General features: G+C 28.5%; 18 protein-coding genes. All 18 read right to left on the reverse strand.

Annotated features, from left to right (window positions below; all coding sequences use genetic code 11):
* Window positions 1-54: 54 nt before the first annotated feature.
* The gene (locus tag QZ429_RS06395) at window positions 55-381 is read right to left on the reverse strand and encodes an ArsC/Spx/MgsR family protein (RefSeq protein WP_291953010.1); all 327 of its coding nucleotides are present in this window, start codon (window positions 379-381) and stop codon (window positions 55-57) included.
* Window positions 378-1,718 (reverse strand): class II 3-deoxy-7-phosphoheptulonate synthase, encoded by a 1,341-nt coding sequence (locus QZ429_RS06400; RefSeq protein ID WP_291952963.1) that lies wholly within the window; start codon window positions 1,716-1,718, stop codon window positions 378-380. The genes QZ429_RS06395 and QZ429_RS06400 overlap by 4 nt, the downstream gene beginning before the upstream one ends.
* Before the next feature lie 39 nt (window positions 1,719-1,757).
* The gene (locus QZ429_RS06405; RefSeq protein WP_291952964.1) at window positions 1,758-2,111 is read right to left on the reverse strand and encodes a hypothetical protein; all 354 of its coding nucleotides are present in this window, start codon (window positions 2,109-2,111) and stop codon (window positions 1,758-1,760) included.
* Window position 2,112: 1 nt separating this feature from the next.
* On the reverse strand, window positions 2,113-2,469 hold the full coding sequence (gene rplS, locus QZ429_RS06410) for a 50S ribosomal protein L19 (protein ID WP_291952965.1): 357 nt from the start codon (window positions 2,467-2,469) through the stop codon (window positions 2,113-2,115).
* An 11-nt stretch (window positions 2,470-2,480) separates the two neighbouring features.
* A complete protein-coding gene (gene trmD / locus QZ429_RS06415; protein ID WP_291952966.1) occupies window positions 2,481-3,185 on the reverse strand; it encodes a tRNA (guanosine(37)-N1)-methyltransferase TrmD in 705 nt (234 codons plus the stop codon).
* Window positions 3,182-3,712: a ribosome maturation factor RimM gene (rimM, locus tag QZ429_RS06420; RefSeq protein WP_291952967.1), complete on the reverse strand. Its 531-nt coding sequence runs from the start codon at window positions 3,710-3,712 to the stop codon at window positions 3,182-3,184. The genes trmD and rimM overlap by 4 nt, the downstream gene beginning before the upstream one ends.
* Window positions 3,705-3,947 (reverse strand): KH domain-containing protein, encoded by a 243-nt coding sequence (locus tag QZ429_RS06425; RefSeq protein WP_291952968.1) that lies wholly within the window; start codon window positions 3,945-3,947, stop codon window positions 3,705-3,707. The genes rimM and QZ429_RS06425 overlap by 8 nt, the downstream gene beginning before the upstream one ends.
* A 4-nt stretch (window positions 3,948-3,951) precedes the next feature.
* Window positions 3,952-4,179: a 30S ribosomal protein S16 gene (gene rpsP, locus QZ429_RS06430; RefSeq protein ID WP_012661702.1), complete on the reverse strand. Its 228-nt coding sequence runs from the start codon at window positions 4,177-4,179 to the stop codon at window positions 3,952-3,954.
* 62 nt (window positions 4,180-4,241) lie between these two features.
* The gene (gene ffh, locus QZ429_RS06435) at window positions 4,242-5,579 is read right to left on the reverse strand and encodes a signal recognition particle protein (protein ID WP_291952992.1); all 1,338 of its coding nucleotides are present in this window, start codon (window positions 5,577-5,579) and stop codon (window positions 4,242-4,244) included.
* Window positions 5,580-5,636: 57 nt separating this feature from the next.
* On the reverse strand, window positions 5,637-6,389 hold the full coding sequence (locus tag QZ429_RS06440; RefSeq protein WP_291952994.1) for an RluA family pseudouridine synthase: 753 nt from the start codon (window positions 6,387-6,389) through the stop codon (window positions 5,637-5,639).
* Window positions 6,379-7,521: a lipid IV(A) 3-deoxy-D-manno-octulosonic acid transferase gene (gene waaA / locus QZ429_RS06445; protein WP_291952995.1), complete on the reverse strand. Its 1,143-nt coding sequence runs from the start codon at window positions 7,519-7,521 to the stop codon at window positions 6,379-6,381. Before waaA ends, QZ429_RS06440 begins: the two co-directional genes overlap by 11 nt.
* Window positions 7,518-8,237, reverse strand: coding sequence for a zinc ribbon domain-containing protein (locus QZ429_RS06450; protein WP_291952998.1), 720 nt, complete (start codon window positions 8,235-8,237; stop codon window positions 7,518-7,520). The genes waaA and QZ429_RS06450 overlap by 4 nt, the downstream gene beginning before the upstream one ends.
* A 10-nt stretch (window positions 8,238-8,247) precedes the next feature.
* On the reverse strand, window positions 8,248-8,970 hold the full coding sequence (locus QZ429_RS06455) for a Nif3-like dinuclear metal center hexameric protein (protein ID WP_291953000.1): 723 nt from the start codon (window positions 8,968-8,970) through the stop codon (window positions 8,248-8,250).
* Window positions 8,960-9,820, reverse strand: a complete 861-nt coding sequence (glyQ, locus tag QZ429_RS06460) for a glycine--tRNA ligase subunit alpha (protein WP_291953012.1) — start codon at window positions 9,818-9,820, stop codon at window positions 8,960-8,962. Before glyQ ends, QZ429_RS06455 begins: the two co-directional genes overlap by 11 nt.
* The gene (locus QZ429_RS06465; protein WP_291953002.1) at window positions 9,820-10,323 is read right to left on the reverse strand and encodes a DUF3972 domain-containing protein; all 504 of its coding nucleotides are present in this window, start codon (window positions 10,321-10,323) and stop codon (window positions 9,820-9,822) included. Before QZ429_RS06465 ends, glyQ begins: the two co-directional genes overlap by 1 nt.
* A gap of 9 nt (window positions 10,324-10,332) precedes the next feature.
* Window positions 10,333-10,827, reverse strand: coding sequence for a 5-(carboxyamino)imidazole ribonucleotide mutase (purE, locus tag QZ429_RS06470; RefSeq protein ID WP_291953004.1), 495 nt, complete (start codon window positions 10,825-10,827; stop codon window positions 10,333-10,335).
* Entirely contained in the window at window positions 10,824-12,080 is a 1,257-nt protein-coding gene (locus QZ429_RS06475) for a peptidase U32 family protein (RefSeq protein WP_291953006.1), read from the reverse strand. The genes purE and QZ429_RS06475 overlap by 4 nt, the downstream gene beginning before the upstream one ends.
* Window positions 12,077-12,793 (reverse strand): chemotaxis protein, encoded by a 717-nt coding sequence (locus QZ429_RS06480; protein WP_291953008.1) that lies wholly within the window; start codon window positions 12,791-12,793, stop codon window positions 12,077-12,079. Before QZ429_RS06480 ends, QZ429_RS06475 begins: the two co-directional genes overlap by 4 nt.
* Between the last annotated feature and the right edge of the window lie 121 nt (window positions 12,794-12,914).

Raw genomic sequence — 12,914 nt, forward strand, 5'->3', positions numbered from 1 at the left:
CTCTTAAATTCACTTTTTTAAAGCAAGCTAATATTAAAACAAAAAATATTTATTTTATAATCTTTCATATTCTTTTGAAATGTAAATTTTATCTTTATCTATGATAACTGGTCTTTTAATCAAGCTTGGAGTTTGCAAAATTATAGTCTTAATTTCAGATAAAACTAAGCTTTGAAGCTTTTCCTTATTAAGTTTTAGCTTTCTAGCACTCATACTAGTTGTATTTACTAACTCTAAAACATCTCTTTTACTAAGCCAAAAATTTAAAGTAGCTTCATCTATTTTTTTAATATCTAAAAACTCAAATTGAATTTGCTTAGAATTTAAATACTCCATTGCTTTTTTTACACTACTACAATTTTTAATACCATAAAATTTCAACACTTTATTGTTTTCCTTACTAAATCTGCTATTAAAAATGCAAGTTCTAAAGCCTGATTAGCATTTAACCTTGGATCACATTGAGTCTCATAACGCTTTGCTAGCTCTTCTTGGGTAACATTTAAACTACCACCTATACACTCTGTAACATTTTGACCAGTCATCTCCAAATGCACTCCACCAGGATACACGTTTTCACTCATAGCTATTTCAAAAAATAAACGCACTTCCTGCATAATTTTATCAAATTCTCTAGTTTTAAAACAACCTGATTTTATAGTGTTTGCATGCATAGGATCTATACTATATAATATATTTAAACCTTCATTTTTTAATTCTCTTAATAATTTAGGTAAATATTTTTCAATCTTATCACATCCCATACGGATAATAAAATTTAATTTTCCTGCTTCATTATCAGGATTTAATATTTGACTTAATTTCTTTATATGCTCTATATCGTAATTAGAACTAATTTTAACCCCTAAAGGATTTTTTATTCCACTTAAAAAATGCACATGTGCTTCATCAATATTTCTTGTTCGCTCTCCTATCCATAGCATATGTGCTGAACAATCATAAATATCACCACTTAAACTATCCACTCTTGTTAATGCTTCCTCATACGGCAAAAGCAAAGCTTCGTGTGAAGTATAAAATGAAGTTTGAGATAAATTTGGATCATTATCAATACCGCAAGCTTGCATAAACGCTAAAGCTTGAGTGATTTTCTCACTAAGCTCTTCATATTTTTTATCTAATTCTGCTTTTTTTAAAAAACCTAAATTCCACTTATGCACTACCCTTAAATCAGCTAAACCACCTCTAGAAAAAGCTCTTAACAAATTTAAAGTCGTCGCACTTTGGTAATAAGCCTCAAGCATTCTGCTAGGATCTGGTCTTCTTGATTTTTCATTAAATTCAAAACCATTTACAATATCGCCTCTATAGCTTGGTAATTTAATACCATTTTGTTCTTCAAAATCACAACTTCGAGGTTTAGCAAATTGTCCTGCCATACGACCCACTTTCACAACAGGACAAGATCCGGAGAAAGTCAAAACAATAGCCATTTGAAGTAAAATTTTAAACATATCTCTAATATTATCAGCACCAAAATTTACAAAGCTTTCTGCACAATCTCCTCCTTGAAGCAAAAAAGCTTTTCCATTAGCTACTTTCGATAAGTCTTTTTTTAATAAATCAACTTCACCTGCAAAAACAAGAGGCGGTAATTTTCTTAATTTATCAACAACTTTATTAAGCTCATCTTCATTTTCATAGTAAGGCTGTTGAGAAATTTTATAACTTCTCCAAGAATTTTTTGTCCATTCCATTCATTTACCTCGTTTTTTTAAAAATAAATTACTTGATTTTTAAGATTTCAAGACATTTTTAACACGTTCAATAGTATCTTGCTTATACAAAGACAAACGAACAATAGAGTTTTCTACGGCTAAAAGATTATGGATTTCATTGGCTTTTAAACTAATACTATCTAACTCTTTAAGCAAAATTTGACCATTAGCAACACCAAAATCAATACAACCTTTTAAAACTTGAATAGTAATACCAAAATTAGTTTTATGATCTTTCATAAAACTACCTTTTGGCATATTAATGCAGATTTCTTTAGTATATTCAGTTTCTATCTTTTGAGAAACATATATATCATCTTTAAATTCTTCATTCCATTTGATCCTTTGATAAGGATTAACTCTAAATTCCAAATTATCTCTTAAGTTCTTTAATACGTGCTGCTTTACCTCTTCTATTTCTTAGATAAAACAATCTTGCACGACGAACACGACCTCTTCTTAATACATTTATACTCTCTAAACTTTCACTATAAATAGGAAAAATTCTTTCTACACCAACATTATTTGCACCAATTTTGCGAACAATAAAAGTTTCATCTACACCATTACCTCTACGAGCTATGCAAATACCTTCAAAATTTTGAATTCTAGCTTTATCACCTTCTTTAATACGAATAGCAAGTCTTAAAGTATCTCCAGCACGAAATTCTGGAACATTTTTACCTTCAATTTGTTTTTGCTCAAACTGCTCTATATATTTATTTTTCATAATGATATTCCTTAAAATTTGCGTTCATGCTTTTGATACAAATCAGGACGAAAAAATTTCGTTTTGCAAGACGCCATAGTAGTTTTTAAAGCTGTGATTTTAGCGTGATTTCCCTTTAAAAACTCTGAAGGTATATAAAATTTTCTATTTTCTTTTTCATATATCGGTGGCTTTGAAAAAGATGGAGCTTCTAAAAAATTATCTTCAAAACTTTCCTCATTTAAACTCTGGTAATTACCTAAAACACCATAAATATTTCGACTAATAGCATCACACATCACTAAAGATGCAAGCTCTCCTCCAGTCAATACAAAATCACCTATAGAAAAAACTTCATCGGCAAATTCCTCTACCACTCTTTCATCTAATCCTTCATATCTACTACAAATAAAACATATATGTTTTTTTTTAGCAAGTCGTTTAGAATCAATCTGTTTAAAAGATTTTGCGCAAGGAAGCACAAAAATAAAATAAACATCATTATCTTGCTTTTTAATCCATTCAAGACAATCAAACATTGGCTGAATTTGCATTAAAAGTCCAGCTCCTCCACCAATTTTATAATCATCTACTTTTAAATATTTATTCGTAGCAAACTTTCTAGGATTTACAAATGAAAATTCTAAAATATTTTTTTCTTTTGCCCTTGCTAAGATAGAAGCGTGAAAATAAGGTTCAATAAGCTCTGGAAATAAACTCACAAAAGTATATTTCATGAATTTTCTAAAATACCTAACGCATATTTTGTAAAAATTTTTTTATGCTTGATATCAATACTACATATGTATTTATCAATATAAGGAATGTAAAAGTTTTGTGCTAATGCTCGATTAATCAAACTATCATCGCTTTTAATAAAAAATAAAAAACCAGATCCATTTTCTAAGATATCTTCTATCACACCTAATCTCTCATTATCCTCAAAAACTTCACATCCTATGATATCAAAATAAAAATATTCATCTTTATTTAATATACAAGTTTGTCTTGTTAATTCTTTAGTTTGATAAAGTAAAATATTTGATAACTTTTTAGCTAACTCTAAACTTTCATAATTTTCAAATAAAACCAATGAACGATTAGCATCAAAAGATTTAATGGTATAAATTTTTCGATTAATATCAAAAAATTTAGCACCCTTTTTAAATTGTTCAAAAAAATCACTTAAATTATGTAACTTAACATAACCTTTCAAGCCGATACTTCTACCAAGTCTAGCAACTTGTATTAAATTATCATTCAATAGCTTTTACCGTAATGCGATAAGAAGTGGTATCTTTAACCTTATAAGCCATAATAACCGTTTTTATAGCATTAATCAACTTCCCGCTCTTTCCTATAAGCTTTCCAGTATCGACTGGATCTACATAAATTACAATCTCAGCAAAATTATCTTCTATATTCTTTCTTTTAATACAAATTTTATCAGGAAATTCGACGATTAACTTTGCATATTCTCTTAAAAAATCTTCAACCATTACTTTATTTACTTGTAATTGCAGCTACTCTATCGCTTAATTTTGCACCAACACTTTTCCAATAAGCTAAACGCTCTGCGTCAAATTTAACTACTTCAGGCTCTACCATTGGATTATAATAACCAATGCTTTCTATCCAACTTCCATCTCTTCGTTTTCTACTATCAGTTACAACTATACGATAAAATGGTCTCTTTTTACGTCCCATTTTTGTAAGTCTAATTACCGTCATTTTAATACTCCTAACATTAAAATTTTGTTATAGATATTTATATATCCATAAAAAAACCTTAATCAATGAGGTCGCTTAGCCTGCTGTAGCATATTCATAAAATTTTCCATACCCTTTTTATTTGAAAATTTTTTCGCTAATTTTGCTGCATTATTAAATTGCTTTAAAAAACGATTAACTTCTACTTGTGATAATCCCGCACCATTTGCAATACGACGCTTTCTAGCATTGTTTAACAAATCAGGATTTTCTCTTTCTTTAAGTGTCATAGATGAAATCATAGCTTTTATACGCGTAATTTCCTTAGAATTATCTAAATCAATATCTTTAATATTTGCAGTCATAGACGATAAACCAGGAATCATACTCATTAATGATTTCATACTTCCAAGTTTTTTCACATTTTCCATCTGATTTAAAAAATCATTAAAATTAAATTCACCTTTCTTAACTTTTTTTTTCAGAATTTTAGCCTCTTTTTCATCTATAATAGTTGCTGTTTTTTCAGCCAAAGTAGCTAAATCACCCTCACCCATAATACGACTAACTATTCTATCTGGTATAAAAACTTCTAAATCAGCTATCTTCTCGCCAACACCTATAAACCTTAATGGTACTCCAATTTGTCTTGCAATACCCAAGGCAATTCCACCTTTTGTATCGGCATCAAATTTACTTAAAATAACTCCAGTGATACCTAAAACTTCATCAAAAGAACTAGCTGTTTTAACCCCGTCTTGACCGCTCATAGCATCAGCGACGTAAAAAACCTCATCAGGATTTAAAATATTCTTTACCTCTTTCAATTCGTTCATTAATGCTACATCTATAGCTAAACGACCTGCTGTATCAACGAGCAATACATCATAAAGAGATTTTTTTGCCTTATCTAAAGCTTGTTTTGCAACATTTAAAGGATCATTCTCTCCATCTATAAAAAATAAATCTAACTCATTAGCTTGTGTTAATTGTTTAAGTTGTTCAACTGCAGCTAATCTTTGCAAATCACAAGCAGCAATCAAAACTTTCTTACCTCTCAATTTTAAATAATTGGCAATCTTTGCAGTTGTAGTAGTTTTACCACCACCTTGCAAACCACACATCAATACAATCGTAGGCGGTTTATTAGAAAAAACAAAACCTTGGTTTCCACTCTTAACACTAAGTATATCTTCTAAATTTTTCTTTATAGAATCTAAAAATTGTTTTTGACCGATACCATTTATTTTCAAATCATTTTCAACTAGTGTTAGTAGTTCTTTTGTTACCTTATGATGGACATCTGCTTTTAATAGGGATTTTTTCAAAGTGTCTAATGCGCTTTTTAAAGCTTTTTCATCATCTATAAAACGAAGTTTATTAACCGCAGATTTAAATGATTCACTAACTATTTCAAACACGTTCATCCCTTTTTAAATTTAAAACTTCAATTATAAAATCTTTTAGCTTAAACGCCTTTAAAAATTTAAATTTTTTATCTCAAATCCATAAACATTAAAACTTTCATCTGGCAATGCCTTAAATTTATAATCAAAAATACAAGTCTCATAACTATGTAAAAACATTCTATTAGCTGATATTTTAGCATATTTTTCATCGCCTATAATACCATTTTTTATATGTTTTAAATGAATTCTAATTTGATGAGTGCGACCTGTTTTTATAATAGCTTTAATTAAAGTTTTCTTAGCATTTACCATCAAAGGTATTACTTGAGTGCAAGCTTCAAGTCCAAATTTATCAATTTTGCTAAAAGCCCCGTGGTTAGTTTTAATCGTTGAAATTTTCTCATTAATTTCTATTTCTTCTGCTATCACTCCATTAACAATAGCTAAATAACTTTTATAAACATTTTGTTTTTTGTATTCTTCTATACATTTTACTCTAAAATCTTCATTTTTGCTTAAAAGCAAAACACCGCTTGTCTCTTTATCTAGTCTATTAATCAACTTTGCTCTATAAATATCTTCCATTTTCTCGCTAATTTGCCCAAATGGTTTATCTAATGCAATTATGTTATTATCTTCATATAAAATTTTTGCTTTTTTTATTTTTTGAATCACAAACTTTATCTTAGAATTCATCAATGTTCTTGCCATAGTTATTTTTTTTCCATTAACAAAAACACAACCATTATCAATTAAATTTTTAGCTTGATTATTTGAAATTTTTTCTTGTAATGCTAATAATTTATAAGCTTTATCTTGCATTTAAACCCTCTTTTATACTTTGAATAATCTGCAATAATTTCTGCTCTAAATAAATATTTATTTCATCTAAATTTTTACAAATATAAATATTTTCAATTTCATTATATAGACTTTCTTGATTAAAAAAATACTCACCTGAGATAATAATATTTTTATATTTTGCAGCTTCAACTGGATTATGTCCGCCAATATTTTTTACAAAGGATCCACACAAAAAGACTACATCGCTGATACTATAAAAGTTTTCAAGCTCTCCTAAACTATCTAGCAATAAACATTTCTCCACAAATTTACTTTCTAAGTCATTATCATCTAAATTTAAATTTGAAAATTTTTGCATTGTAAAATTATTCTTTTTACAAAATACTTGTAGAATTTTTTCCACATCTTCAAAACGCTCAGGATGCCTTGGTGCTACAATCAATTTATCATTCTTATTAAGTTTAATTTTAGAAAGCAATAACTCTTCTTCTTTTTCGTGAGTACTAGCAAAAATTATCAATCTTGAATTTAATTTTACAAATTCTTTTGTTTTTTTACTTTCATTATAAATCTTAATATTTTTACATACCTGAACATCTCTAGCACCAAGCATCTTAAGTCTATCTTTATCCTTTAAACTTTGTGCAAAAATTTCATCAACATACTTAAAAACAATCTTATAAAAAAATTTAAATTTCATATATCTTTTATAGGATCTATCACTAATTCTAGCATTAATCAAAATAACTTTTGCATTAAAAAATTTTGTCATAAAAATAAGCATCAACCAAAGTTCAGCCTCAAATATCACTAAAACTTTACAAGGTTTAATCCAAAAAGGAATAAAAATTTCAAATGGTAGAAAATTAACTTTATGAGTGTATTTTAATGCCTCTTTAAATCCCGTATTGGTGATAACTGAAATTCTATAATTATCAAATTGCTTAAGTAAGCACGCTATACTTTTAATTTCTCCATAAGAGCAAGCGTGAAAATGAATATCTGCATATTCCTCTTTTAAATTTTTATAAAGAAAAAATCTTGACTTTAAAGATATCTTATACTTCTCTTTAAAAAGACTTAAGATATATAAAAAAGGTGCTGCAAGAATATAAAATACCACAGCAAGAACATAATAAAGAAAAATCAACTTTGATTTTCTTCTTTTTCTCTATACAAAATTCTACCACAATGTGGGCAAGTTACTATTTCATCACCTTTTAAAACAGCCAAATAAGTTTTATCATAAATTCTCATAAAACAACCATAACACGCATGTTTTCTTACAGGAACTACTGCACTATTGTGAGCCCATTTTCTAATTTTTTCATAAAAAGTTAATACTTTTTGATTTATTTCACCTATAAGTTTAACTTTTTTATCATAAATTTCTAATCTTTCTTTCTCTATATCAACAAGAACAACTTTTGTTTTAGCATCTATTTCATCCACTTCGCTCTCAAATTCATCTCTTTTTAGTTTTAATTCTTGTTTAAATTTTTCCTTGTTTTCTAAGATTTTATCTAGTCGATCTATTTCCTCATTTGCCGCATCAAGTTGTTCTTTAGCTATATCTTCTTCTATTTTTAAAGCACTAGCTTCTTTTTCTGTCTTAATAGCAGCACTTTTTTTAGAAAGTTCTTTAATTTTCTCATTAAATTCTAATATATGATTATTATTTTGAATCTTTTGATGCTCTATATCTTTTATATCCTTATCGAGTGTTTCAATTTCTTCTACAGTCTTATCAAGTAATAAGCATTTTTCTTTTAAATTCTTAGTAGCTTCATCAACTCTTAAAACAAAACTATCCAACTCCTTATCAATCTGCGATAAAACTATAAGTTGTTCTAAATATTTATTCATTAATCTTTCCTTAAAAATATTGAAATGGATTTTTTGAAAGCAATATTATAACTTCTATAGGAAAATTTTGCAAATATCTTGATAAAATTTCACCAAAACAATTCTCACTTTCGTAATGTCCTATATCAATTAAACTAAGATTATTATGATAGCTTTCAAGTGCTTGATGATATTTAAAATCACCACTTAAAAAACAATCTGCCTTTATATTTGAAATTAAATTTCCACCACTGCCAGTGCATACTGCTATAGAATTAATTTTTCTCGTAGCTTCTACTACCCTTATATGTTCAAATTTTAATTTATCTTTTACATACATCACAAGCTCACTAAAAGACAAATTCACATCACAATAAACTACAAAATCATCTTTTTTTCGAATGCTAAAACCTAAAATTTCCTTGGTAAAATAAACATTTAAATGACTCAAATCAAAATTAGTATGCATAGCAATTAATGCAATATTTTTCTGTATCATTCGTGTAATTAATTTTTGAGGATATAATTTTCCACTAATATGTTTTAAATTATTGAAAATTAGAGGATGATGGACAATAAATAAAGAATTTGAATGTGCTTTTTCAAGTAAATTTTCATCAATATCTAAACTAAGATAAATTTTTTCAATCTCTTGATCTAAATCTCCGATTAATAATCCACTATTATCCCAAGAACTTTGAGTCTCAAATGGACTTATTGAATTAAGAAAATTATAAATTTCTTTAATTTTCATTTAAATTTTCTTTATAAATTAAAGCACAATTTTTAGATAATTCTCTAATTTTCAGCATATAATCTTGCCTTTGAGTCACAGAAATTGCACCTCTTGCGTCTAAAAGATTAAAAGTATGAGCAGCTAACATACAATAATCATATGCAGGTAAAGCAAGTTTAGCATTTAAAGCATTTTTGCACTCATTGTAAGCATTTTCAAATTGCGAATTTAATACCATTACATCACTAATTTCAAAATTATATTTACTAAATTCATACTCCCCTTGTTTATGAACATCTCCATAAGTAATCTTTTCACCATTAAATTCATTCCAAATAATATCATAAACACTATCTATATTTTGAAGATACATTGCAATTCTCTCAAGTCCATAGGTAATTTCAACGCTGACTAAATCCACAGCTATACCACCAACTTGTTGAAAATAAGTAAATTGTGTTACCTCCATACCATCAAGCCAAACTTCCCAACCTAATCCCCAAGCACCTAAACTCGGGCTTTCCCAATTATCCTCAACAAAACGTATATCGTGTGATTTTAAATCAAATCCTAAATTTTCCAAACTTTTCAAATATAATTCTTGTATGTTATCAGGGCTTGGTTTAATTAAAACCTGAAATTGATAATAAGCACCTAATCTATTAGGATTTTCTCCATACCTGCCATCTGCTGGTCTTCTACTTGGAGCCACATAAGCTGCTGCCCATGGTTTTTTACCTAAACTTCTCAAAAAAGTAGCAGGATGAAAAGTTCCAGCTCCTGCAGGAAAATCATAAGGTTGCATAATAACACAACCTTGTTTTTGCCAAAATTCTTGCAAACTCAATATCATTCTTGAAAAAGTCATCATATTTTCGTTTCCTCTGATTGTTCTTGAGTATTCGCATAAAGATCTATTGTTTTATTCCACATCATTTTATATTTTCTTTTCAAAAATTCTATTTCATCTCTTGCATGTTTTAATTCTAAATTTAAAGTTTCAATAGTATTACGATCAGCATCATATAATTCTTGCATAGAATAAAGTGCATCTTTTAAAAATTTATTTTCACTTTTTAAAGCTTCTAAAGTCTCATCTTTTGCATCTAAAACTTTCTCGTGCAAATTCAAAATCGTGCCGATAGTTTTTTCAACAAAACTCTCACCTGCTAATGTCATAGAATTAACCATAGCGGGTTGATGATTGGACATAGTTGGAACTATGCTAAAAGTTCCTTGATTTGCTTCAATATAAATTTTATCATCTTCCTCTTTAAAATTTAAGGAACCTTTTGCCATCATTCCTTTAACAACATCTTCAGACAAATGAACTAATTGACAAAATTCTTTTAATTCTAAATAAGTTTGCATCAATTTCCCCTAAAGAAAAATTTCAATCTGACTAGAGTCACTATTTAATTTTTCTTGTTGTTTTTTTCTATCTTCAAGTAAATCTTGAGCTAAATTTTCATCTCCTATAGCTAAAATTTGAGCGGCCAAATATGCTGCATTAATAGCTCCTGATTTTCCAACTGCTAAAGTAGCTACAGGAATTCCACTTGGCATTTGAACTATAGAAAATAAAGAATCCATACTAGCTAAATTACTTCCTGGTATTGGTATTCCAATAACAGGTTTTGTAGTATAAGCAGCCACTGCTCCTGCTAAATGAGCAGCCATACCAGCTGCTGCTATAAAAACTTTAGCACCTTTAGCTTCTGCGTTTTTTATGTATTCTTGTGTTCTATGAGGACTTCTATGAGCAGAAGTGATTAAAACCTCGTATTTTATATTAAATTTTTCAAGTATCCCCAAGGTTTCCTTAACAATATCATAATCACTTTTACTACCCATTAACACCGCTACAAATTTCATCTTATATTATTCCTTAAAAAACTATAATTTGGAAATTTAAAAGGTAAAAAAATTTCATTTTCATTACCACTATGAATTTCACTAAATTCTTTATTATTCTTTGCTAATAATTGCTTAAATACTACAAAATTTTTTCCATTCTTTTCATATACAAGACCTATCTTATTTTCACCAGTTTCAATACAAGAATTTACAGGTGCTAAAATTTCATACTCTTGCCCTATTTTTATTTTACCTTTACATTTAAAAAATTCCCCATTTTCACTAATGGCATGCACTTGATGCGTTCCTTCTTCAATACTACTATCACAATTTATAGAATCATTTTTTTCATAAACTCTTGAAACTAAATAGCCATCTGTAAAACCTCTATTTTTCAGAGTCTGAATTTCTTTTTCATACTTGATTGCCTCAAAAGAATTATTCAATACATCATCAACTGCCATTTTATAAGTTCTAGTTGTAAGTGCTACATAATATTCACTCTTAGTTCTACCTTCTATTTTAAAAGCGTGAATGCAATTTTCTTGCATAATTTTTTGTATATACGAACTTAAATTTAAATCCTTAGAATTAAAAATATGTGTTCCTTGTTGATCTTCTTCTAATCTAAATAAGGTATTTGTATCAGGATTTTTAGCATAAAGCTCATAAGCAAAACGGCAATCATTAGCACAAGAACCACGATTACTCATACGACCACTTTGCACTGATGAAATTAAACATCTACCAGAATAAGCAAAACACATCGAACCATGGACAAAACTTTCTAGTTCTATATCACAATGATTTTTTAATTCCTTGGCATCTTTTAGTCCAAGTTCTCTAGCTATTACGATACGTTTTGCACCCATATCTTTATAAACTTGTGCATCAAGATAATTTAAAATATTAGCTTGAGTAGAAACATGGATATTAATATCTGGTGCGATTTCTTTAACCAAACGCATAGCACCTACAGAAGCTACTATAAAAGCATCTGGATTCATTTCTTTTAATTTTAAAATATGTCTTTTTAAACCATCAATTTGAGAACTAAAATGAAATCCATTAATGGTAACATAAATCTTTTTACCCTTATCGTGAGTATAATCAATGGCTTCTTTAAAAGTATCGTAATTAAAATCTCTAGCCGTTCTAGCTCTTAATGAAAAATTGCTCACACCAGCATAAACAGCATCAGCACCATAAGCTAATGCGATCTTCAACTTCATAAAATTTCCAGCAGGTGCGACAATTTCTGGATGGATCATTTTTTACCTAAACTAGCGATCAATGCCTCTATATCATCATTACTTACAACATCAGCAGTAGTATCACCTTTAATATGCACAGCAGAACCTACACGTTTTTCATCATCAATTTTACCTTCAAATAAACTACTCATATATCTACTTAAAGCTCTCATTACATTAATAACACGTTCAATTTTTTGACGATGAATATCTTGATATTGCATAGCATCCATAGCCATCATAACTTCATCTTGCCCAGTTTGCAAACAACCTGTAATTTCATCAATGATATTTTTTGCATTATTATTTGCCTCTATAGCCCCTTTGAAACTTTCCACATTAGGAAATTTTGCATTCAATTTTCCAAAAATATCAATATTTTTATTTAAAGTTTCGCTAATTAGACAAAGTTCATTTTCAGAATTTGCAAAAAAATCATTAATTGCCTCAAGCTTTTCCATCATTTCTGTAGCTTTTAGTTCGCTATCTCTTGTTACATCATCAAGTTGATGCACAACTTTATGTTCTTTACTTGGCGGAGGTGGTGGCCAAGCCATATCTGCTCTTGCTCTATAATCACCACTTATTACATCATTAATAAGTTGCTGATTTTTTGCCTCATCTTCATAATCTTCGCAGTTTGTTTCTGGCTTTGCTTCTTCTGTATCCACAGAATCAAGATCTAAATTATCAGAACCGCTCATTAAAGCATCTAACTCTTCTTGGGTCATCTTACACCTTTTTTATATGATAATTATAATCTTGTATTATATTATAAAAAATTATAATTAAATATTAATTTATATAAAAATTATTCTATTTTTTTGATAATAAAATATATTTTTACTTTGC

It is taken from the genome of Campylobacter sp., from assembly GCF_020024835.1.
Taxonomy (GTDB): Bacteria; Campylobacterota; Campylobacteria; order Campylobacterales; family Campylobacteraceae; genus Campylobacter_D.